Source organism: Shinella oryzae (assembly GCF_023038235.1).
Classification (GTDB): Bacteria; Pseudomonadota; Alphaproteobacteria; order Rhizobiales; family Rhizobiaceae; genus Shinella; species Shinella sumterensis.
On the sequence record NZ_CP081988.1, the window covers coordinates 229,665 to 251,849 of the forward strand.

A 22,185-nucleotide genomic window follows, 5' to 3' on the forward strand; every position below is an offset into this window, starting at 1 on the left:
TGTAACCAAGAGGCCAATGCGGACATAATCCCAAAAGATCCTTATAGGGGTTGTTTGACGCTTATTCTGGGAGTATATAACCCCTAAAGGGGTCCCTATATGCAATTAACGTTCGAAACCTATTGGCAAGGTGAGTGGCACGTGTCCGCCGTCGGGCGGATTATGGACGATAGGTTGGGGTATCAAGGGCCCTCAGATGTCGAATATGAACTCGACTACTTCATAGAAAAGGCAGCGGTCGACTTTCATGAAGAAGGATCAGTCCGAGACGCAAGAGCTCTTTCGGTAAATTATCCAGTCAGCTTGGAAGGATATTACCGCCAAACGTGGCCGCCATTCATGTTGGACCTGATGCCGCAAGGTCATGCACGGAGAAAGCTTGCGGACCACATGCGTATAGGTGTCGATGCCAGGGAGTCCGATCTCCCGTTGCTTCTGCGAGCGGGTGGTAATCCGATTGGCAACATCCGTATCAAAGAGGCGGCCGAGGCCGAGGAGCAGCGGCTCGCTGCGGTGCGCCGCGTCGGCGTAACTGAACGGGACATCCTTGAGAGGTCGGAGCTTTTCGTTGAAGTCGTTGACAGGTTCGGGATGATCGCGTCGGGATCGAGCGGTCTTCAAGGAGAGTGGCCTAAGGCATCGATGACCTTGGCCACCGATGGCCGTTACTATCCAGACGCGTTCGTCAGCGACGTCGAAGCTGTGCGGCATGTTATTGTAAAACTGCTCAGAAGCCGCGAAGAACAGGACCGACTGATTCTGGAAGGCGAGGCAGGCTATTCAAGGCTTGCCCAGGAACTTGGTCTCCATGTCTACGAACCTTCGGTGTACGCGGAGGGTGTCCTTGTCATCCCCCGGTTTGATCGACAGGTGGAAAACGGACGACTACTGCGCTTTGGTCAGGAAAGCATGGTATCGGCACTCGGCGTGGCGGACGTCGGGCACTTGGCAAGCCACGAAGACTACATCGATGTTCTCCGTGGCAATTCCGACGACGCATTCACGGACATTGTCGAGTACGTGAAAAGGGACATCGCCAACAGGGCATTCGGCAACCCTGACAACCACGGCCGCAATACCGCTCTCTCGAAGGGACCAAGTGGTGAAGTACGTCTTGCGCCATTGTTCGACTTCGCGCCAATGCGCCTTGCTGTCGAGGGGATTGCCAGATCAACCCGTTGGGCGGCAATGCGGGAAACACATCGGGATACCGCGCCAGATTGGTTCGAGATTTGTCGAGCTGTATTTCCCGACAGCTCTACCGATGCATTAGGGTTGCTGGACGAAATTACTGATTTTGCGGAACGTATACTTGCGTTGGGTGATCTCAACGATTTTGGCATCCGCGACGATGTCTCGAAGCGGGCAGCAGTAAACCTGATACCTGTCTGCGAGGGGGTTCTTGAAGCCCTAAAACGCAGACATGAACTCGTGGCTACGAGGAATCCTCCATGCCTAAAATGAGGCAGCTTACCAGAGAGGAAATACGGGTCCTGCGTCAGCGGCTAAGGGAGCGCGCGTCGTCGGCCGAACTACGCTTACCTGATGCGGTCCTCGATATCCGGAAGTCACTCGGACTGACGCAGGAGAAGTTCGCTGAACTCACGGGGATAACCAAAAGACAAGTTGCCGAGATAGAGACCGGCAAGGGAAACCCCACGATCGATACGCTACATAAGATCGGAAAACTATTCGGATTTTCTTTGGGATTCGTCCCGAAGGATGGAAGTGATCCGCCTCCACAAGGGCCAAAGCCTTGAATGACACCGCGCTTACCAAACCGGTCCGACTTTTTTTTGGAGAAGCTCATCCAACTGCATCATGCCTGCGCTTTAGAGTAGGGGATCACCCTCTTTCTTGCAAATGCGCCATGAACATCTCCGCAGGCGTCTTGTAGCCTAGGCATTTGCGGGGTTGGTTGTTGAGATGACGGGCGAGGTTGTTTAGGTCGCGCTGAGAGACGGCTGCCAGGTCTGTATTGCCTGGCATGAAGCGGCGAATGCGTTTGTTCGCGTTTTCCACGGCTCCTTTTTGCCACGGTGCGCTCGGGTCGCAGAACCAACTGCGCGCACCGATCCCTTCTTCCAAAGCCCTGAACCCGGCAAACTCGGTACCGCGATCAAATGTGAAGCTTTGACGCGCGAAGGCCGGCAGGGAAGAAAATGCTCTGATGATCTTATCCATGATCGGACCAGAGTGCCGGCTTGGATTCTTGATGAGAACGGTGTAGCGGCTCTTGCGCTCCACGAGCGACGTGAGGTTGGCATGGCCGAGGGGACGTTCAAAGATGAGGAGGTCGCCCTCCCAATGTCCAAACCGTGATCTATCTCCAATAAAATCAGGACGTTCGGATATTCTGTGTGAGGCTGGAAACGCACCGTCACGCGGTTTTCTGGAGCGCAGTGGACGACGTTTGCGACGCGCTTCCGGCAGATACTGATAGAGGCCAAGCCCATAATCCTCCTTGCTGTAAATGAAGCGATAGATTGTCTCTTTACAGACGCGGACGAGGCTGTGTCCGTCCAACAATAGCCGCCCGGCGATCTGCTCAGGAGACCAGCGTGCCTCCAACCGGTCGATGATCTCCTTGCGTAAATTCGGGTACCGCCGCAGCTTTCTCAGCCGCCTGCGTCGTTCCTTGGCGATGTCGTCGGCAACCGTGCTGTAGTAGCCGTCGTATTCCGGCAGATCGCGATCATGAAACGTATTGCGCTTGATCTCGCGGTAAATCGTCGAGCGGTGACGCCCAAGTTGACGGGCCATCTCATTGATCGGCATTCTCGCCGCCACCAGCTGATGGAGGCGTCTCCGGTCGGCGAGAGTAATCTGCGTATAGCATCGAGACATGCCAAAATCTCCAAAGTGAAGCCATTGAAATCACTGGCATGTCGCACTTGGAAATAGAATGTACCCCCGCTACATATGAAAATCACATAATCTATCTTATGGAACTAATTTGATCTGTTAAACGACGAGCGTCGCAGGTGGCGAGCAGCCCGCCGGCACGAACGGTGCCGACGGACCTCGTCCTGCGGGTTATTACGCGGCGAGGATGACTTTCATGGCCTTTTCACGGGCGGCGTTGCCGAACACGTCGTAGGCGTCGAGGATCTGGTCGAGACGGAAGCGATGCGTGATGAGCTTGCCGGGATCGAACTTTCCGGCCTTCACGGTCTTCAGCAGCATCGGCGTCGTGTTGGTGTTGACGAGGCCCATCGAAATATTGATGTTCTTGATCCAGAGATCCTCGATGTGGAGTTCCACCGGCTTGCCGTGAACGCCGACATTAGCGATCTTGCCGCCCGCCGAGACGATCTTCTGGCAGATGTCGAAGGTCGCGGGCACGCCGACGGCCTCGATGGCCACGTCGACGCCCTGGCCGCCTGTCAGGTCCATGATGCGCGACGCCGCGTCTTCCTCGCCGACCTGGATCGTGTCGGTGGCGCCGAACTGGCGGGCAAGTGCGAGGCGCGCCGGATCCATATCGATCATCACGATCCTGCCCGGCGAATAGAACTGCGCCGTCAGAAGTGCGGACATGCCGACCGGTCCCGCGCCGACGATGGCGATCGCGTCGCCCGGCTTCACACCGCCCGCCTGCACGCCGATTTCAAGACCGGTCGGCAGGATGTCCGAGAGCATGACGAGCGCTTCCTCGTCTGCGCCGTCGGGGATCGGATAGAGCGAATTGTCGCCATGGCGGATGCGGACATATTCGGCCTGCGTTCCGTCCACGGTGTTGCCGAGCTGCCAGCCGCCGTCGTCGCAATGGGAATAGAGCTGGCGCTTGCAGTTCGGGCACGACCCGCACGAGGTGATGCAGGAGATCAGCACCGGATCGCCCTTGCGGAAATTGCGCACCGCGCTGCCGACATCATCGACGATGCCGACGCCTTCATGGCCGAGCGTGCGCCCTTCGCCGACGCTGGGCACATCGCCCTTGAGAATGTGCAGGTCACTGCCGCAGATGGTCGTCTTCGTGATCTTCACGATGACATCCGTGGCTTCCTGAATGACCGGCTTCGGCTTTTCGACCCAATCCTTTTTCCCTGGGCCGTAATAAACAAGCGCTTTCATCAGATCCTCCCGCGGGGGCGCGCCCCTCAGCATGGTTTTGCAAAGATCACACAAACCCGTCTCCTGTCCGGATGGTGAGGCACCCCACGGGCACCCATGCGCAATCTAGACGAGGACGGGACGGCAATCAGAGCGACGCCTGATCCATTCGGGAATCCGCTCATCGAAATCGGAAGCAATCGGTCGAACGCGCCCAAATCGGCTGCCGAAACGGATCGGCGGCCGCATGTCCGGTAGGAAACGGTTGAAATGTGGTGCCGGCGCGCCGCTAGAGACGGGAGAAGCGGTTGCGCAATGTCTGGGATGGCGTTTCGCCGAAGCGCTGCCGGTAGAAGGCGGTCATCGCGGTGAGGTTCACATATCCCCTCGCCACGGCAATGGACGAAACCGTCTGGCCGGGCGGCGCCTCCTCCAGCGCCTTGCGCAAGCCGTCGAGGCGTCGCGCGGTGAGGTAGTCATGCGGCGTCACGCCGCGAAACCGCCGAAACCCCTCCGAAAGGCTGCGGGCGGAAATACCGAGTTGCGCGGCAATGTCCGCGACGGACGGCGCCTCATGCGCCCTCTCCTCCATCAACCGCTCCGCTTCGCGCACATAACGGGGTGCGGCACTGCGGGCCCCTGTCTCGAGATTGAGACCCGAGCACTCTGCCCAGCCGCGCAGCAGCTCCAGGCAAAGGGTTTCCTCGATCCGCTTTTCGATGAGCGGGCTGGAAATGCGGTTGTTCTGCGCATCGACGGACAGGGTCGCGTAGTCGAGAAGGGAGAGCCAAGGCGAATGGCCACGCCCGAAAACCAGCCGTTTCTTCCAGAGGTCGTCCTCGGGCACGAAGCCGTACCACCGCTGCGCGGTTTCCTCCATCAGCCTGTGCGGGATGGTCAGGTTGAATTGCAGGTCGTCGCCGTTGGCGATGTTCCAGTAATCGGTGCGGCTGCAATCGACGACGTAGCTGTCTCCCGCAACGGTGTCGATACCCGTGCCGTCTGTGAGCGGATGGCGAACCCCGCCGCGCATGGTGTTGACCACGATGATGTTGCCCGACGACGGATCGAACTCATCCGCCCGCGTCGGCACGCCGAAGCAGAAGCGGCTGAGCACGATCCGGCCGATCGACAGGGTGCGCAAGGTGGCATTGGGATCGGCGCCGGCGACGAGCGGCCGCGTCGCCAGCGGCATGTAGACCCGGTGGCAGAACGCGTTGACCTCCGACCAATCACGCGACGCGTTCAGCCGGCCGCTCAAGAGTGGCTGGCCTTGCGCATCATAAAGCAGAGCATGCTCGAGCATTTTCCGCCTCCCTCCGTCCGTATCGGCATTCTGCCTGGAAACCGCGAAATATCAATCGCGCCCTTCGCCGCATGGTTTCCAACGGATGTTGCCCGTCAGCCATCTTGCCGTTTGACACTTGAAATCACATCAACCAATATGTGATCACATTTTTGACGAACCTGCTGGAGAACGGGATGGAGAGGGCGAACCTGGAGGCGCGCGCACGTGCGCTCATCGAGGCGGAAGCGGAGGTTTTTCGGGCGAGGCGTCCGCGCTGCGCGGCGGCCCACGACGAGGCGACATCGGGCTTCTTCGACGGCGTGCCGCAGCACTGGATGCTCGATTGGCCCACACCCTTTCCCCTCGTCGTGGACCAGGCAAGCGGTGTCGAACTCGTCGATCTCGACGGCAACCGCATCGTCGACGTCTGCCTTGGCGATACCGGTGCCATGTTCGGGCACGGCCCTGCCCCCGTTCTTGAGGCGCTGAAGAACGCCGGAACGCGTGGCCTCACCACCATGCTGCCCTCTTCAGATGCGCAGGTTGTCGGCCGTCTGCTGGTCGCGCGTTTCGGCCTGCCGCGCTGGCAGCTCGGCGCGACGGCGAGCGATGCCAACCGCTTTTCGATCCGCGTCGCCCGCGCTGTCACGGGCCGCGCCAAGCTGCTCGTTTTCGACGGCTGCTACCATGGCGCGGTGGACGATACGCTGGTCGACCTCGTCGACGGCAAGACCATCTCGCGGCGAAACCTGCTCGGGCAGGTCCGCGATCTCGGCGAACTCACCGTCTCCATTCCCTTCAACGACGAAGCTGCTCTTGCGAAGGCGCTTGCCGCCAACGACATTGCCTGCGTGCTCGCCGAACCGGTCATGACCAACTGCGGCATGATCCCGCCCGCGCCTGGCTTCCACGATGCGTTGCGCCGCCTCACCCGCGAGGCCGGCACGCTGCTTCTCATCGACGAGACGCACACCATCTCCACCGGGCTTGGCGGCTATACGAAGGTGCACGGCCTGGAGCCCGATCTCATCGTCATGGGCAAGCCGATCGGCGGCGGCGTGCCGGTCAGCGTCTGGGGCATGACGCAGGCCATTTCGGACAGGCTGCATGTCATCCGCCGCGAACAGAGCGGGCATGGCCATTCCGGTATCGGCACCACGCTGTCCGGTAGCGCGCTCCAGCTCGCCTGCCTGCGCGCCTGCCTGGAACAGGTCATGACCGAAGACGCCTATGCGAAGATGCAGGCCAACGCCGACCGCATCGAAGCCGGTTTCAAGGCCGCCATCGCCGCCGCCGGTCTCGACTGGACCGTCTCGCGCGTCGGCGCGCGCCTGGAGGTCGTCTTCTGCCCCGTACCCGTGACGAACGCCGCTGAAGCGCGGGCTGCGGCCTCCGACACGATCGAAGCCGCGCTGCATCTTTCCATGCTGAACCTCGGCTACCTGCTGACCCCGTTCCACAACATGGTGCTCGTGAGCCCTGCCTTGTCCGAGAAACAGGCAGACGGTCTCGTCGACGCCTTCTCGACCGTGATTGGGCGACTTGCCGAGCGGAGGGCCGCTGCGTGAGCCGTGACCTCGCCACCCGTCCGGCATCGGCCGCCGATCTTTCCGAAGCCGAGGCGTTTCTGGCCGCCCATCCGGAAATTACCGCCTTCGATCTCGTCCTGATCGACCTCAATGGCATCGCGCGCGGCAAGATCATCCGCCGGCATGAACTGTTGCCGATCTTCCGCTCCGGACGTCACTTGCCGGGCTCCATTCTCGGTCTCGACGTCACCGGCGAGGACGTCGAGGAAACAGGCCTCGTCTGGTCGGACGGCGACGCGGACCGCCGCGCCTGGCCGGTCGCCGGCTCGCTGGTGCCCCTGCCCTGGACCTCCCCGCCACGCGGCGAAGTGCGGCTGGCGCTTTATGAACTGGACGGCACGCCGATGGATGCCGACCCGCGCCATGCACTGGCCAGGCAGGTCGGGTTGCTGGAGGCGGATGGCTTCCATCCCGTGCTCGCCTATGAGCTGGAATTCTACCTGCTGGACCGCGAGCGGACGCCGGACGGCAATTTCCAGCCACTGCGCCTGCCGCTCACGGGCGAGCGGCCGGATGGCATCCAGGTCTACGGCGTCTCAGAGCTCGACCGGCTCGAACCTTTCATCGATGCCGTCTATCGCGGCGCCGAAGCGCAGGGCCTACCTGTCGAGACGATGATCTCGGAATATGCGCAGGGCCAGTTCGAGCTGACGCTGCGCCATGGCGGCGCGTTGCGGGCGGCCGACGACCTTGCCATGCTGAAGCGCCTTATCCGGGCGCTCGCCGTGCGCCACGGCATGATGGCCTGCTTTATGGCCAAGCCGTTCGCCGGCCGGGCGGGCTCCGGCATGCATGTCCATGCCAGCCTTGGCGACGCCGCCGGCGAGAACCTGTTTGCCGATCACGGCGAAGCCCTGTCGCCTCTCTTGAGAAACGCGGTGGCGGGCCTGCTGGAGACGATGGAGGAATCCATGCTCGTCTTCGCGCCGCACTTCAACTCGTGGCGTCGTTTTTCCGCGCAGAGCTATGCGCCGACGACCCCGACCTGGGGCACGAACAATCGCAGCGTCGCCGTGCGCATTCCCGCCGGCTCGCCCGCCGGCCGCCATCTCGAGCAGCGCGCCGCCGGCATCGATTCCAATCCCTATCTCGTGGGCGCGACGGTGCTGGCCGGCATGCGCAAAGGCATCCTCGCCAAGGCCGATCCCGGCCCGGAAACAACGGCCTATGCAGAAGGCTCCGGCGACACGCTGCCGCCGGACTGGCGCGGCGCCATCGAGACGGCAAGCCGTTCCGTCTTCCTCAGGGAAGCGCTCGGCGAGCGTCTGCACCACGTCTTCCTCGCGCTCAAGCGCGCCGAATACCGCCGCTTCGCCAACGAAGTGACCGCGCTGGAACGCACATTCTACGGTGAAATCGTCTGACCATGAAAACCTTCTACACCGCCGACCATCATCTACATCACAGCGGCATGGAACTGTCCTTCGGCCGCATCGTGGAAACCTTCGAAATGCCGGAACGCGCGGAGATCGTGCTTCGGCGCGTGAAGGAGGTCGGGCTTGGCCCGGTCATCGAGCCGCCGAGCTATGAGCGCGCTGTCATCGAGCGCATTCACACGCCTGACTATGTGGATTTCCTGGAAAACGTCTTTGCCGAGTGGCGCGCGGCGGGACGCGACGGCGAGGTCTGGCCCTATAGCTGGCGCCATCGCTCCATGCCGGCCATCGACGCGCCGCCCTCCGGCCTTGATGCGCGGCTGTCCTATTATTCCTTCGACATGGCCGGATCGATCACCGAGACGACCTGGCAGGCGGCGAAACGCGCCGCCGACACGGCGCTGGCCGGCGCGGACGTCGTGCTCTCCGGCGAGCGCGCCGCCTTCTCGCTCTGCCGCCCACCCGGCCACCATGCGGGACGCGACTTCTTCGGCGGCTACTGCTACCTCAACAATGCCGCCATCGCCGCCCAGCGCTTTCTCGACAAGGGCCACGCCCGTGTCGCGATCTTCGATGTGGATTATCACCACGGCAACGGCACGCAGGAAATCTTCTACGACCGCGATGACGTGCTGCTGGCGAGCCTGCACGGCGACCCGGATTTCGAATTCCCGTTCCATCTCGGCTATGCCCGCGAACGCGGCGCCGGCAAGGGCGAAGGCTATAACCTGAACTATCCCCTGCCAGCCGGAACGCCCTGGGCGCAGTGGCAGGCGGCTTTCGAGGATGCACACGAGAAAATCCGCGCCTACGAACCGTCAGCGCTCGTCATCTCGCTGGGCGTCGACGCGTTCAAGGATGACCCCATCTCGCAGTTCAAGCTGGAGAGCGATCACTTCCTGACGATCGGCCGCCGCATCGCCGATTTCGACCTGCCGACGCTTTTCGTCATGGAAGGCGGCTACGCGACAGGCGCCCTCGGCCTCAACGCGGGGAATGTGCTGCAAGGCTTCGAGGCCGGCTGACGATTACAGGATTTCCGGCCATTCACGCGCGCCGTGCTGCACGAAGAGCACTTCGACGCGCGTCTCCAGAACACGATACGCAACGATATACGGCGTACCCGGAACGACAAGCTCCCGGGTGCCCTCGATTTCACCGACACGTCCAATAAAGGGATTGTCCGCCAGTAGCCGCTTCGTCCGAAGATGGATATTGGCCATGACCTTCGCCGCTGCCTGGGATTACGGTCGGCGATATAATCTCCGATCACTTCCAGCTCACGAAGATAGCGACGGGTCCAGACGACGCGCGTCATGGCGTCCGTCAAGGTTCGTATTTGCTGAGGACAATCGCGATCTCGTCTTCACTGACGAAATCGCCCCGGTCGGCGTCCGCAAGGCCCGCCTCGACACCTTCGATCCACTTTTCCTGCCAGGCGAGCGAACGACCATGTGCGAGTGCGTCCTCAATGATCTGACCACGCGTCAGCGAGGAGCGCGCAGCAAGCGCATCGATGCGGCGATCGTGGTCCTTCGATATGCCATTGCCTTTGCTCATGCCGCTATTCTCGCACGAACCGTCCGCCCTTGCCAGTCCTGCGTCAAGCGTCCCTGTGCAGGTTGTCGCGCGAGAGATTCTTCACGTCGCGCTCGCCGCACAGCGCCATGGTGGTGTCGAGCTCGCGGCGGATGATTTCAAGCGAGCGCCGCACGCCGGCCTTGCCGCCTGCGCCGAGCCCGTAAAGGAAGGGACGGCCGATATAGGTGCCCTTGGCGCCGTAGCAAAGTGCCTTCAACACGTCCTGGCCGGAGCGGATGCCGCCGTCGAGATGGACTTCCATCTGGTCGCCGATGGCATCGACGATGCGCGGCAACATGCTGATCGATGAGGCGGCACCGTCGAGTTGGCGTCCGCCGTGGTTGGAGACGATGATGGCATCCGCACCGCTGCCGAGCGACATGCGCGCATCTTCTTCATCCAGGATGCCCTTCAGGATGAGCTTGCCGCCCCAATGGTCGCGGATCCATTCGATGTCCTTCCAGGACAGTTGCGGATCGAACTGCTCCGACGTCCAGGACGAAAGCGACGAGAGGTCGCCCACGCCCTTGGCATGGCCGACGATGTTGCCGAAGGTTCGGCGTTTGGTGCCGAGCATGTCGAGGCACCAGAACGGCCGCGTCATCATCTGCCAGACGTGCTTGGGCGTAAAGCGCGGCGGAGCGGACAGGCCGTTGCGCAGATCCTTGTGCCGCTGGCCGAGGATCTGGAGATCGAGCGTCAGGACGAGGGCCGAGCAACCGGCCGCCTTGGCGCGGTTGATCAAGCTCAGGACGAAGTCGCGGTCTCGCATCACATAGAGCTGGAACCAGAACGGCTTGGACGTGACGGAGCGCACGTCCTCGATCGAGCAGATGCTCATGGTGGAAAGCGTGAAGGGAACGCCGAATTCCTCCGCCGCCTGCGCGGCCAGCATCTCACCGTCGGCATGCTGCATGCCGGTGAAGCCGGTGGGCGCGATGGCGACCGGCATCGACACCTTCTCGCCGATCATCTCGCTTGCGAGCGAGCGGTTGGTCATGTCGACCAACACGCGCTGGCGCAGCTTGATCTTACGGAAATCCTCTTCGTTGGCGCGATAGGTGCTCTCGGTCCAGGCGCCGGAGTCGGCATAGTCGAAGAACATCTTCGGCACCCTTCGGCGCGCCTGTTCCTTGAGGTCTGCGATTGTCAGGGCCCGTTCCACGCTCATGTCGTCCTCGCACCGGCCACGCTGTCGCAATGGTCCGCTTCCAACTGGATTGCGCCATCTTTTACGAGGACGTGCGGCGCCTCGCAACGTATTCCTGCGGCTTGCAGCTTCAAATCAAAACCCTCCCGGCTGGAGACCGGGAGGGCGCGAACGGCGGTGACGGGGACTTAGCTTGCCGCGTAGAATTTCGCCATTTCCGGCAGGCGCTTGACGCGGATGCCGGACGCCTTGCCGGCCGTGCGGAAGGCCTCGAAGCGCTCGCGGCAGACCTCCTGCATGCGGGCCGTCGCCGGCTTCAGGTAGGTGCGCGGGTCGAAATTCTCCGGCTTTTCCTTGAAATTCTTGCGGATCGTGCCGGTCATGGCGAGACGCAGGTCCGTGTCGATGTTGACCTTGCGCACCCCGAGCGGGATCGCCTTCTGGATTTCGGCGACGGGAACGCCCCATGTCTGCTTCATCTCGCCGCCATATTCGGTGAACAGATCCTGCAGGTCCTGCGGGACCGAAGAGGAACCGTGCATGACGAGATGCGTGTTCGGCAGCTTGGCGTGGATCTTGGCAATGGTCTCGATCGACAGGATGTCGCCATCCGGCGCGCGGGTGAACTTGTAGGCGCCATGGCTCGTGCCGATGGCGACCGCGAGTGCATCGACACCGGTCTTGGACACGAAGTCCAGAGCCTGGTCGGGGTCGGTCAGCAGTTCCTCGCGCGTCAGCTTGCCTTCGAAGCCGTGGCCGTCTTCCTTCTCGCCGGCGCCCGTTTCCAGGTTGCCGAGACAGCCAAGCTCGCCTTCGACGGAAACACCGGCCGCATGCGCGATCTTCACGACTTCGGCCGTGACGTCGACATTGTATTCATAGCTCGCGATCGACTTGCCGTCGGCCAGCAGCGAGCCGTCCATCATGACGGAGGTGAAGCCGTTGGTGATGGCGGAGATGCAGGTGGACGGCTGGTCGCCATGGTCGAGATGCAGGCAGACGGGAATGTGCGGATACTCCTCGGCGGCGCCGAGAATGAGGTGGCGCAGGAAGGCATCGCCCGCATAGGAGCGCGCACCGCGGCTCGCCTGCAGGATCACGGGAGAATCCGTCGCATCCGCCGCGCGCATGACTGCCTGGATGTATTCCAGGTTGTTTACGTTGAATGCGGGCAGTGCGTAGTCGTTCTCCGCTGCGTGATCGAGCAGTTGCCGCATGGTAATCAAGGCCATTCCTGTCCTCCCTTGGATGCATGGTATCGGGGTCGGCGGCACTATTCACACATCGTCAGGCAGATGCAACAGCCGCTCGGGACCGCGCCGGAAGCCAAATCGATTAAATCGGGGACGGGATCGAATTTTCCCGGCCGGACTATAAAAATCCGGCCCGCATGCACGGGCCGGATCCAAAAAAGATCGGCAATTCAAATAAGTAGGACTATTGCCCGATATCGGAGCAATCGCCCGGCGAACGCTCTCAGTCGTCGTCGCCCATCTCCGGCGGAGCGACCGCGTTGCGTTCCCCGCTGATGATCTCGCGTTTGCCGACATGGTTGGCGGCTCCGACGAGGCCTTCCTTCTCCATGCGCTCCACAAGGGAAGCTGCCCGGTTGTAACCGATGGCCAGCCGGCGCTGGATGTAGGATGTCGAGCACTTGCGATCCCGCATCACGACCTTGACGGCCTTCTCGTAGAGATCGTCGCCATCCTCTGCCGCAATGTCGCCCTTGTCGAAGACGGCGCCACCGGCCGCGGGCTTTTCTTCCTCTTCGTCCTCCTCGTCGGCCGTGACCGTCTCGAGATATTCGGGACGCCCCTGCGCCTTGAGGTGCAGCACGACCTTCTCGACTTCCTCGTCGGAGACGAAGGGACCGTGCACGCGGGAAATGCGGCCACCGCCGGCCATGTGCAGCATGTCGCCCTGGCCGAGAAGCTGTTCGGCGCCCTGCTCGCCGAGGATCGTGCGGCTGTCGATCTTCGACGTCACCTGGAAGGAGATACGGGTGGGGAAGTTCGCCTTGATCGTGCCGGTGATGACATCGACCGAAGGACGCTGCGTCGCCATGATCAGGTGGATACCGGCGGCACGCGCCATCTGGGCGAGCCGCTGGATGGCACCTTCGATCTCCTTGCCGGCGACCATCATGAGGTCGGCCATCTCGTCGACGATGACGACGATGTAGGGCATCGGCTCGAGCGAGAGTTCCTGTTCCTCGTTGATCGCCTCGCCGGTTCCCTTGTCGAAGCCGGTCTGGACGCTGATCGAGATGGTCTCGCCCTTGTCGCGGGCGGCGGCGACACGGTTGTTGTAACCGTCGATGTTGCGCACGCCCAGGCGCGACATCTTGCGATAACGGTCCTCCATTTCGCGCACGGCCCATTTCAGCGCCATGACGGCCTTCTTGGGATCGGTCACGACCGGAGTCAGCAGGTGCGGGATGCCGTCATAGATCGACAGTTCCAGCATCTTCGGATCGACCATGATCAGGCGGCATTCTTCCGGACGGAACCGGTAGAGCAGCGAGAGGATCATGGTGTTGATGGCGACGGATTTGCCGGAGCCTGTCGTGCCGGCCACGAGCAGATGCGGCATCTTCGCGAGTTCGGCGATGACGGGTTCGCCGCCGATCGTCTTGCCAAGGCATATCGGAAGCTTGAAGCCGGTCTTGGCGAAATCGGGCGAGTCGATCATTTCGCGGAAATACACGGTCTCGCGCGTCGCGTTCGGCAGTTCGATGCCGATGACGTTGCGGCCGGGCACGACGGCGACACGGGCCGAAAGCGCCGACATGGAGCGCGCGATATCGTCGGCAAGACCGATGACACGCGAGGATTTGACCCCGGGCGCCGGTTCGAATTCGTAGAGCGTGACGACCGGACCGGGACGAACATGGATGATCTCGCCGCGAACGCCGAAATCTTCCAGCACGCTTTCGAGAAGGCCGGCATTCTGTTCGAGCTGTTCCTGGGTCAGTACGAAACCGACGGTGCGCGGCGGCTCCTGCAAGAGTTCGCGCGGCGGGTACTCGTAGGTATCGCCCATGGGCGTTGCCATGGTCACCTCGAAAGGCCGGGCGCGCGAGAGCACCGAGGACGGGGCTTCGCGAACAGGTTCGGCCGACGCGACAGGGGTAACCGCGAAAGGCACCTGCGGGATCTGGACGGCAGCGGGCACAATTTCCTGAATGGCTTCTGCCACTGGCTGGACAGCGGCCACCGGCTCCACGTCCGCAACGCTTGGCGCCGTCACGATCTGCGTCTCCGGCTTGCGGCCGGATGCCGGGCGGCATTCGACAACGCGGAAGAGCGAGGTGATGGAGGCCGGTCCGGCCTTCTGTTCGGCGACGACAACGGGCTTCGAAACGACCGGATCGGCAGCCGGCGGCGGCATGCGCACGACGGAGACGGCCGGGCGCACCGGAATGGGCATGGCGACGGGCGCAGCGACAAGCTCCCCGTCCGGCGTCATGGTCTCGAAGAAGGCATGGTCGGAGAGATGGGCAAAGCGCTCTATGGCGGCGCGGATATCGGGCTTTACAACCGGCACGACCTCGGCAGCCTGTGCAGGCCGGCGCGCGAAGAAGGGAGAACGAATGGGGCTTTCAGGCTTGAACACGACAGCGGCATCTTCCGGTATTTCATGGGTCTTGGCGGCCACGACCGCCTGGACGAATTGGGGGACTGGATCGGCGGGAACACCCTCCGGCGCCTGCTGCGCCTCGAAGCGACGGCGCCGTTCGTCGAGGGCTTCACGCAGGCGTTGAAGCAGTTCGGCCTGCGAAAGCTGCGTCGACTGCGACTCGGCAGCGGGTTCCACGGTCACCGCGGGTTGGGGTTCGATGACCGATTCGGTGCTCGCGGCGGCTTCGGCGGCGGCCTCCTCGATCTTTGCGGAGACCTTGTCGGGCGTGCGCGTGAAGCGGACATTGGGCGCCAGATAGAAGTGGCTCTCCCAGCTTCCGTCGGCATACTGGCCGGGATCGTAGCCGCGCAGAGCGGGCGAGCGGAAGCGCGGACGATAGGTATCGTCGTTCGCCACCGGCGGCTCTTGCGCGATCCAGGCTTCTTCCGGTGTGGCCTCTTCGGCCAAACCATTGTCTTCATGAAAGAAATCCGACGCGTTCTCGTCGGCTTCCGTTTCAGATTCGAGGATAGGATAGAAGTTTGTTCTGGAAATACGCATGAACCTGCACACTCGACGATCATTGCCGATAGGAATGCGTAGATGGTTAGGAAATGAAGGTTAACAATGTCTTTGGAGCGGCGCAGAATCCTTATCACGATCCCGTTTCGGAGCGTCGTCCGAGCGCTTAAAAAGGGCGCATGGGCGTGATCCTCCGCGGGTTGCCGCGGGTGGTTCGAATGCACAAAATTCTATGGGATAACCCCGCCTCACTCGCCGAGGGCGGGGCCGCTTTTGGGTTCGTCCGGGGACACTTCGGCCAGCACATCCGGATTGCCCTCCGCCCTGTCCCGGTGAAGGGCGGCACGGGCGAGCAGCATCAAGGTGACCGGTGTCGTGACGGTCACGAAAATGCCTATCAGGATTTCGTGGATGACCGGCCGCGTGGCAAGCACGGTGAAGAAGATCATCGAGGCCATCACGATGCCGCCGGTCCCCCAGCTGGTACCGAGCGTTGGCGCATGGATGCGCTCGTAGAAGGACGGAAGGCGCGAGAAGCCGATCGTGCCGATCAGCGTCAGACCCGAGCCGACGACGAGAAAGAATGAGACGAGAATCGCTGCCCAGACCGGCAGGTCGACCGCGTGATCCACGATGTTCATTCGATGACCTCCCCGCGCATCAGGAACTTGGCCAGCGCCACCGTGGCCACGAAGCCGAGCATGCCGATGACCAGCGACGCCTCGAAATAGATGTCCTTGCCCGTGCGGATGCCGAACACCATCAGAAGCAGCATCGAGTTCACATAGAGCGTGTCGAGTGCCAGGACGCGATCCTGGGCCCGCGGACCACGCGACATGCGCAGCGCGGCCAGCGCCATGGCGATGGCGAGGCAGACCTGGGCGAATGTCAGGGAAACGGCGAGAATGGTCTGGCTCATTCGAAGATCTCCATCAGCAGCGCCTCGTACCGCCCCTTGATCAGGGTCTGCCACTCGGCCTCGTCGACAAGGTCGAGGACGTGGATCAGCACCGTCCGGTTCAGCGAATTGTATTCAAGCCAGGCCGTGCCCGGCGTACTGGTCACCACGACAGCAAGGACCGCGAGCGCCATCGGGCTCTCCACATCGAGCGGAACGGTGATGAAGCCCGACTTGAACTTTCGCCTGTGCCCGCCAAGGATGATGGACGCGACGGCGATGTTCGAGCGCACGATATCGTAGAGCACGATGCCGACGAGCTTGGGCAGCAGATACCACTTCTTCAGGCGAGGCTTGGCAGGCCGCAGCGACGCCATGCCCCAGGAGGCAAAGACGGCGACGATGCAGCCGAGGATAAGGTGGCCGAGCGTGAAACCGTTCAGGGCCAGCCACATGATGACGAGGGATGCGCTCAGCAGCGGATAGGGCAGCATGTCAGATCCCTCCCCCGCCTTCCGGCCCGCCCGGTTCCTCGACGCCGACGCGGCGGGCATTGATGACCGCATCGATGTAGGTTGCCGGGTGCTGAAGACCGTTGACGGTCTCCTCCATGTAGCGCATCGCGGGACCCGCCTGCACGGTGAGCGCGAGCGTCATGGCGATCAGCAGCAAGACAGGCGCCATTTCCATCACGAGCACACGGGGAACGGTGCCCTCCATCGAGGCCCAGAAAGTGCGGATACCGGCGCGCGTCATGGAGATGAGCGCGGCCAGTCCCGACAGAATGAGAAGCGCCACGATCCACCAGACGGAAGCCGGAATCGGTGCGTCGGCGGCCACGCCGCTGCCGATCATGCCCGTCATCATGGCAAACTTGGCCACGAAACCGGACAGCGGCGGCAGGCCGGAAAGCAGGATGCCGCAGGCGGCGAAGCACACACCGAGCACCGCGATGGTCGCGGGCATGGTCACGCCCACCTCGACTTCCTGCTCTTCCTCGTCGGCGTCGCCATAGGCTTCCATCGTCACCGCCAGAACCGACGCACCGGCGTCCTGCCCGCGCTCGACAAGTTCGATGAGCAGGAAGAAGGCCGCGATGGTGAGCGTGGAACTGACCATGTAGAACAGCGCCCCGGCGGTCACCATGCCGTTGTTGAGGCCGAGCACGGCCAGCAGCGTGCCCGACGACACGAGCACGGAGTAACTGGCAAGCCGTCCGAGCGCCTGCGATGCCAGAACGCCGATCGTGCCGAACGCCACCGTCGCCATGCCGCCATAGAGCAGGACATTGAGGCCGAGCCCTGCGGATTCGCCCTGGCCGAACACCAGAAGCGAAAGCCGCAGGATGACGTATATGCCGACCTTGCTCATGATCGCGAAGATGCCGGCGACGGGCGCCGTCGCTGCGCTATAGGCGGCCGGAAGCCAGAAGTTCAGGGGCCACATGCCCGCCTTGATGAGGAAGACGATGCCGAGGATGGCGGCGCCCGCCTCCAGCAGCATGCGCCGGTCGCCTTCGATCTCGCCGATGCGCACCGCAAGATCGGCCATGTTGAGCGTGCCGGCGGAGCCGTAGATGGCGCTGACACCGATCAGGAAGCACAGCGCGGCAGCGAGGTTGACCGCGATGTAATGCAGACCGGCCTTGACGCGCATGGGGCCGGAGCCGTGCATCAAGAGACCGTAGGACGCCGCCAGCATGACCTCGAAGAAGACGAAGAGGTTGAAGAGGTCGCCTGTCAGGAACGCGCCGTTCAGCCCCATCAGGAGGAACTGGAAAAGCGAGTGGAAATGCGCGCCTGCCGCATGCCAGCGCGCCAGCGCGTAGACCAGCGTCGGGACCGCGAGGATGGAGGCCAGCACGAGCATGAGCGCGGACAGGCGATCGACAACCAGCACGATGCCGAAGGGTGCCGGCCAGTTGCCCAGTAGGTACACGCCCTCGAACCGTTCCGGACCATAGCTTGCAAAGCGGAACAGGCTGACGGCGATGGCGACCAGCGCGAGGCAGGACACCACGCTGATCATCGCCTTCACGACGCGCTGGCGCTCATCGAAGAACAGCAGGAGCGCGCCCGCAAGCAGCGGGATGAGGATCGGCGCAATGATGAGGTTCTGCTGCCAGCCGCTCATTTGGGCTGCTCCCTGCCGTCGACGTGATCCGTGCCGGTAAGGCCGCGCGCGGCAAGCAGGACCACAAGGAAGAGGGCCGTCGTCGCAAAGCCGATGACGATGGCCGTCAGGACCAGTGCATGTGGGACCGGGTCTGTCAGCGTCGAGATATCGACGCCCTCGCCCAGCACGGGCGCGGCGTTGGATTTCACGCCGCCGACGGCGAAGATGAAGAGGTTGACGGCATAGGACAGAAGCGAGAGGCCGATGATCACCTGGTAGGTGCGCGGGCGCAGCAGGAGCCAGACCCCGGATCCCGTCATGATGCCGATACCGATTGCGAGAACGAGCTCCATCAGGCTTCCTCCGCCTTGGTGGCGTCGAGATTGCGAACCCGATGCGTACGAATGGATTGGTGTGCAAGCGCGATGAGGATCAGCACCGTCGCGCCGACGACGAGCGAAAAGACGCCGAGGTCGAACATCAGCGCCGACGCCATCGGCACCTTCCCGATGAACGGCACATCGATATATTGCGAGTGCGACGTCAGGAACGGATAGCCGAACAGCCAGGCGCCCATGCCCGTGAGCGGCGCGACGAGCAGGCCGAAGCCCATCCAGCGCAGCGGCAGAATGCGCAGCCTGTCCTCCGCCCAACGCACGCCGCCCGCAAGATATTGCAGGAGGAAGGCGATCGCCATGGTCACGCCGCCGGCAAACCCGCCGCCCGGCAGGTCATGGCCGCGCATGAACAGGTAGATCGCGAAGGTGACGATGACCGGGAACATCCACTGCATGATGACCGAGGGCACGAGCAGGTAGTCCCGCACCGTATCGCCGGCCGAACGCTCCGGTTGCTCATCGTCATAGGCCGCCTGGATTCGCTGCTGTTCCGGTTTCTCGATGCTGTCGGGCGCTGGGCGGAAGCGGCGCAGCAGCGCAAACACCGTCAGCGCCACGATCGCCAGCACCACGATCTCGCCCATCGTGTCGAAGCCGCGGAAATCCACCAGAATGACGTTGACGACATTGCGCCCGCCGCCTTCCGTATAGGCCTTCTCCAGGAAATAGCTGGCAATGGCATCCGGCACCGGCTGCTTCATGATCGCGTAGGACAGCAGGAACATGCCGAAGCCGCAGGAAACGGCGAGCAGGAAATCGCGGAAGCGACGGCCCCGCGCGGCGAGCGTCACGGAGTTGTCGACCTTCTCGTACCGCTTCGGCAGCCAGCGCAGCCCGAGCAGCAGAAGCACGGTCGTCACGATCTCCACCACGAGCTGCGTGATGGCGAGATCGGGCGCCGAAAGCCAGACGAAGGTGATGCAGGTGGTGATACCGGCACCGCCAAGCAGCACGAGGGCGGCCAGCCGGTGGTACTTCGCCTGATAGGCGGCGGCGAGCGCGCAAAAGGCGCCGATGCACCAGATCGCCGCAAAGATCGGATCGATCCCGCTGATGGCGACCGGCGTCGGCGTGAACCCGGCCATATAGAGCGGCACCACGCCTGCCAGCAGGCCGGCAGCGGCGATCAGGCGCAATTGCGGCTGCAGATTACGCGTACCGAAGCGGCTTTCCATCCAGCGCGCCCACTTCCAGGACACCGTAACCAGCACGCGCTCGAAGATGCGCTGCCCCGCGAGATGACGGAAGATCGGCGGGCCATCGTCGCACCGGGCCAGATAGTCCTTCAGCAGGACATAGAGCAGGACGCCGCCGGCAAGCGCGATCATGCTCATGATCAACGGCGTGTTGATGCCGTGCCAGACGGCCAGGCTGTATTCGGGCGTGCGATCGCCGAGCACCGAAACGACGGCCGAATGCAGGAACGGCCCGATGGACAGGCTCGGAATGACGCCGACAACGAGGCAGGCCAGCACCAGGAACTCGACGGGGAAGCGCATCCAGTGCGGCGGTTCATGGGGTTTCGGCTTGGGCAGGTCCAGCGGCGGCGGGCCGAAGAAGACGGTATGGATGAAGCGCAGCGAATAGACGACGGAGAACGCGCCGGCGAGCGTCGCGATATAGGGCAGCATGCGGTCCAGCACGGAATCGGCATGCGTCTCGACGGCCTCGGCGAAGAACATCTCCTTGGAAATGAACCCGTTGAGCAGCGGCACGCCCGCCATGGCGGCACTCGCCACCATGGCCAGCGTGCCCGTGATCGGCAGGTACCTGTAGAGCCCGCTTAATCGCCGCATGTCGCGGGTACCGGTTTCATGGTCGATGATGCCGGCGGCCATGAAGAGCGATGCCTTGAAGGTCGCGTGGTTCATCATGTGGAAGATCGCCGCGACGGCAGCCAGCGGGCTGCCGAGGCTGAGCAGCGTGGTGATGAGACCGAGATGGCTGATCGTCGAATAGGCGAGCAGGCCTTTCAGGTCCTGCTGGAACATGGCGAAATAGGCGCCGAGCAGCAGGGTGCAGGTGCCGGCGATGCCGACGAGCATGAACCATTCATAGGTGCCCGACAGCGCCGGCCAGAAGCGGACCAGAAGGAAGACACCGGCCTTCACCATGGTCGCCGAATGCAGGTAGGCCGAGACCGGCGTCGGCGCCGCCATGGCATTGGGAAGCCAGAAGTGGAAGGGCACCTGCGCACTCTTCGTGAGCGCGCCGATCAGGATCAGGACGAGCGCCGTCAGGTAGAGCGGATGGGCCTTGATCTGGTCGCCCGCCCCCAGCACCACATCGAGATCGTAGCTGCCGACGATATGGCCAAGCACCAGAAGGCCTGCCAGAAGGCAGAAGCCGCCGATACCCGTGATCGTCAGCGCCATGCGTGCGCCGTCGCGTGCCGTGGCGTTGTTGTGCCAATAGCTGATCAGCAGGAAGGAGAAGATGCTGGTCAGCTCCCAGAACACCGACAGCAGGATGATATTGCCGGAGAGAACGATGCCGAGCATCGAGCCCATGAAGGCGAGCAGGAAGGAGAAGAAGCGCGGAACCGGATCTTCTTCCGACATGTAGTAGCGCGCATAGAGCACGACGAGGCAGCCGATGCCGGTGATCAGCATGGCGAAGAGCCAGGCAAAGCCGTCCATGCGCAGCGTGAAGTTCAATCCGAACTGCGGCAGCCACTCGATATCGAGCCGTAATTTTCCACCGGCGCGAACGGCGGGATACACCGCCGCCGTCAGCACGAGGCACAGGAACGTTACGGCCCCGGCCATGCGGGCGGCGAGAACGCGGGAATCCGTCCGGAGCAGCATGATCGCCGCAAGGCTTCCCACGAAGGGAAGGCAGACCAGCAGGACCAGAACCATTTCACCTGTCATTGTTTGATCGATCGCTTTCGAACGTCGGTGCTTCTCTCATGCCGGCACGCCGGCCCTATGCAAAGCCGCGCGATCTGAAGTGATCGAACGGCGTCAGGCGATATCCGCAGGCGGCGCACGCGCCCCCGACGTCACGAGATGGCTATCGGCGAAGCAGCGCGAACGCCCCGGACCCACACCGGCCGCAGAGCCAAACGGCCCGGTGAATACGGCCTCAAGCGGACAGATCAGCTCGACACCGCGCCCATCCGGAGACATCAGCTTGCCTGCGACCTGCCCTTTCGCCCCTTCCAGACCGGCGGAAGCGGAAAGAGATCCCGCATTCTTCTGCGCGCCATGAACAAGAACGCGTGGCGCCACGCTGCCGGCCACGGGAGCCGATAACGTGAATGCCAGCAGCAGAATGCAGGTGAGCGCAGAGCAGAGGAGGCAGAACGCCGGATAAAACGGCCGATGCTGTCGCCTTGCTCCCGTCAAACGCCCTAACCCTTCGATTCGCCTGCCTGTGATGGATATTTTCGTATCCGGACAATACGTTGGCGGGATCGGCGCTGTCCACCCGCGAGCATGAAATTTTTCCAAAATTGCAACGATTTGCCGCGCCTGACAGGATGTTTTTCCGTTCCCGGGGAAAAACCGTGTTCGGCGACGCATGCAGGCCGGCTTGAAGCCCCGCCCCTTTGGGCGCATCCTTCTCAAGCGAATCGCACAAAGCAGG

The 22,185-nt window shown here is 62.7% G+C and carries 19 protein-coding genes; 5 read left to right on the plus strand and 14 right to left on the minus strand.

Annotated features, from left to right (window positions below):
- Positions 1-99: 99 nt before the first annotated feature.
- Positions 100-1,464 (plus strand): type II toxin-antitoxin system HipA family toxin, encoded by a 1,365-nt coding sequence (locus K6301_RS17320; protein ID WP_247221772.1) that lies wholly within the window; start codon positions 100-102, stop codon positions 1,462-1,464.
- Positions 1,461-1,760, plus strand: a complete 300-nt coding sequence (locus K6301_RS17325; protein ID WP_343298970.1) for a helix-turn-helix domain-containing protein — start codon at positions 1,461-1,463, stop codon at positions 1,758-1,760. The genes K6301_RS17320 and K6301_RS17325 overlap by 4 nt, the downstream gene beginning before the upstream one ends.
- 85 nt (positions 1,761-1,845) lie before the next feature.
- Here the strand turns inward: K6301_RS17325 and K6301_RS17330 are convergent, their stop codons facing one another.
- The 3 genes from K6301_RS17330 to K6301_RS17340 form a co-directional block, all read right to left on the minus strand.
- Entirely contained in the window at positions 1,846-2,847 is a 1,002-nt protein-coding gene (locus K6301_RS17330; RefSeq protein ID WP_247221774.1) for an IS30 family transposase, read from the minus strand.
- Between the two features lie 192 nt (positions 2,848-3,039).
- Positions 3,040-4,077, minus strand: a complete 1,038-nt coding sequence (locus K6301_RS17335) for a zinc-dependent alcohol dehydrogenase family protein (protein WP_247221775.1) — start codon at positions 4,075-4,077, stop codon at positions 3,040-3,042.
- A gap of 268 nt (positions 4,078-4,345) precedes the next feature.
- Positions 4,346-5,362 carry an AraC family transcriptional regulator gene (locus K6301_RS17340; RefSeq protein WP_247221777.1) on the minus strand — a complete coding sequence of 339 codons (1,017 nt, stop codon included), beginning with the start codon at positions 5,360-5,362 and terminating at the stop codon, positions 4,346-4,348.
- 176 nt (positions 5,363-5,538) lie between these two features.
- Here K6301_RS17340 and K6301_RS17345 point away from each other — a divergent pair, with 176 nt between their 5' ends.
- From K6301_RS17345 to K6301_RS17355, 3 genes are read left to right on the plus strand one after another with little or no spacing between them, the layout of a single operon-like run.
- Complete coding sequence (locus K6301_RS17345; RefSeq protein ID WP_247221779.1) at positions 5,539-6,912, plus strand: transaminase; 1,374 nt, start codon at positions 5,539-5,541, stop codon at positions 6,910-6,912.
- Complete coding sequence (locus tag K6301_RS17350; RefSeq protein ID WP_247221780.1) at positions 6,909-8,297, plus strand: glutamine synthetase family protein; 1,389 nt, start codon at positions 6,909-6,911, stop codon at positions 8,295-8,297. Before K6301_RS17345 ends, K6301_RS17350 begins: the two co-directional genes overlap by 4 nt.
- A gap of 2 nt (positions 8,298-8,299) precedes the next feature.
- On the plus strand, positions 8,300-9,334 hold the full coding sequence (locus K6301_RS17355; protein WP_247221781.1) for a histone deacetylase family protein: 1,035 nt from the start codon (positions 8,300-8,302) through the stop codon (positions 9,332-9,334).
- 3 nt (positions 9,335-9,337) lie between these two features.
- Here K6301_RS17355 and K6301_RS17360 read toward each other — a convergent pair whose 3' ends face one another.
- The 11 genes from K6301_RS17360 to K6301_RS17410 form a co-directional block, all read right to left on the minus strand.
- Entirely contained in the window at positions 9,338-9,532 is a 195-nt protein-coding gene (locus K6301_RS17360) for a type II toxin-antitoxin system RelE/ParE family toxin (RefSeq protein ID WP_343298957.1), read from the minus strand.
- Positions 9,533-9,635: 103 nt separating this feature from the next.
- A complete protein-coding gene (locus K6301_RS17365) occupies positions 9,636-9,869 on the minus strand; it encodes a CopG family ribbon-helix-helix protein (RefSeq protein ID WP_247221782.1) in 234 nt (77 codons plus the stop codon).
- A 43-nt stretch (positions 9,870-9,912) separates the two neighbouring features.
- Positions 9,913-11,055, minus strand: a complete 1,143-nt coding sequence (locus tag K6301_RS17370; protein WP_281505913.1) for an alpha-hydroxy acid oxidase — start codon at positions 11,053-11,055, stop codon at positions 9,913-9,915.
- Between the two features lie 173 nt (positions 11,056-11,228).
- Positions 11,229-12,272: a class II fructose-bisphosphate aldolase gene (fba, locus tag K6301_RS17375; RefSeq protein ID WP_134652426.1), complete on the minus strand. Its 1,044-nt coding sequence runs from the start codon at positions 12,270-12,272 to the stop codon at positions 11,229-11,231.
- Positions 12,273-12,516: 244 nt separating this feature from the next.
- The gene (locus K6301_RS17380; protein WP_247221784.1) at positions 12,517-15,222 is read right to left on the minus strand and encodes a DNA translocase FtsK; all 2,706 of its coding nucleotides are present in this window, start codon (positions 15,220-15,222) and stop codon (positions 12,517-12,519) included.
- Positions 15,223-15,431: 209 nt separating this feature from the next.
- Positions 15,432-15,824: a monovalent cation/H(+) antiporter subunit G gene (gene mnhG / locus K6301_RS17385; RefSeq protein WP_370340793.1), complete on the minus strand. Its 393-nt coding sequence runs from the start codon at positions 15,822-15,824 to the stop codon at positions 15,432-15,434.
- Positions 15,821-16,102, minus strand: coding sequence for a K+/H+ antiporter subunit F (locus K6301_RS17390; protein WP_134652430.1), 282 nt, complete (start codon positions 16,100-16,102; stop codon positions 15,821-15,823). The genes mnhG and K6301_RS17390 overlap by 4 nt, the downstream gene beginning before the upstream one ends.
- Positions 16,099-16,575 carry a Na+/H+ antiporter subunit E gene (locus K6301_RS17395; RefSeq protein ID WP_160872956.1) on the minus strand — a complete coding sequence of 159 codons (477 nt, stop codon included), beginning with the start codon at positions 16,573-16,575 and terminating at the stop codon, positions 16,099-16,101. The genes K6301_RS17390 and K6301_RS17395 overlap by 4 nt, the downstream gene beginning before the upstream one ends.
- 1 nt (position 16,576) lies before the next feature.
- Positions 16,577-18,214 carry a monovalent cation/H+ antiporter subunit D gene (locus tag K6301_RS17400; RefSeq protein WP_247221785.1) on the minus strand — a complete coding sequence of 546 codons (1,638 nt, stop codon included), beginning with the start codon at positions 18,212-18,214 and terminating at the stop codon, positions 16,577-16,579.
- Positions 18,211-18,549, minus strand: a complete 339-nt coding sequence (locus K6301_RS17405) for a Na+/H+ antiporter subunit C (protein WP_134652436.1) — start codon at positions 18,547-18,549, stop codon at positions 18,211-18,213. Before K6301_RS17405 ends, K6301_RS17400 begins: the two co-directional genes overlap by 4 nt.
- Positions 18,549-21,467, minus strand: coding sequence for a monovalent cation/H+ antiporter subunit A (locus K6301_RS17410; RefSeq protein WP_247221787.1), 2,919 nt, complete (start codon positions 21,465-21,467; stop codon positions 18,549-18,551). Before K6301_RS17410 ends, K6301_RS17405 begins: the two co-directional genes overlap by 1 nt.
- Positions 21,468-22,185 lie beyond the last annotated feature (718 nt).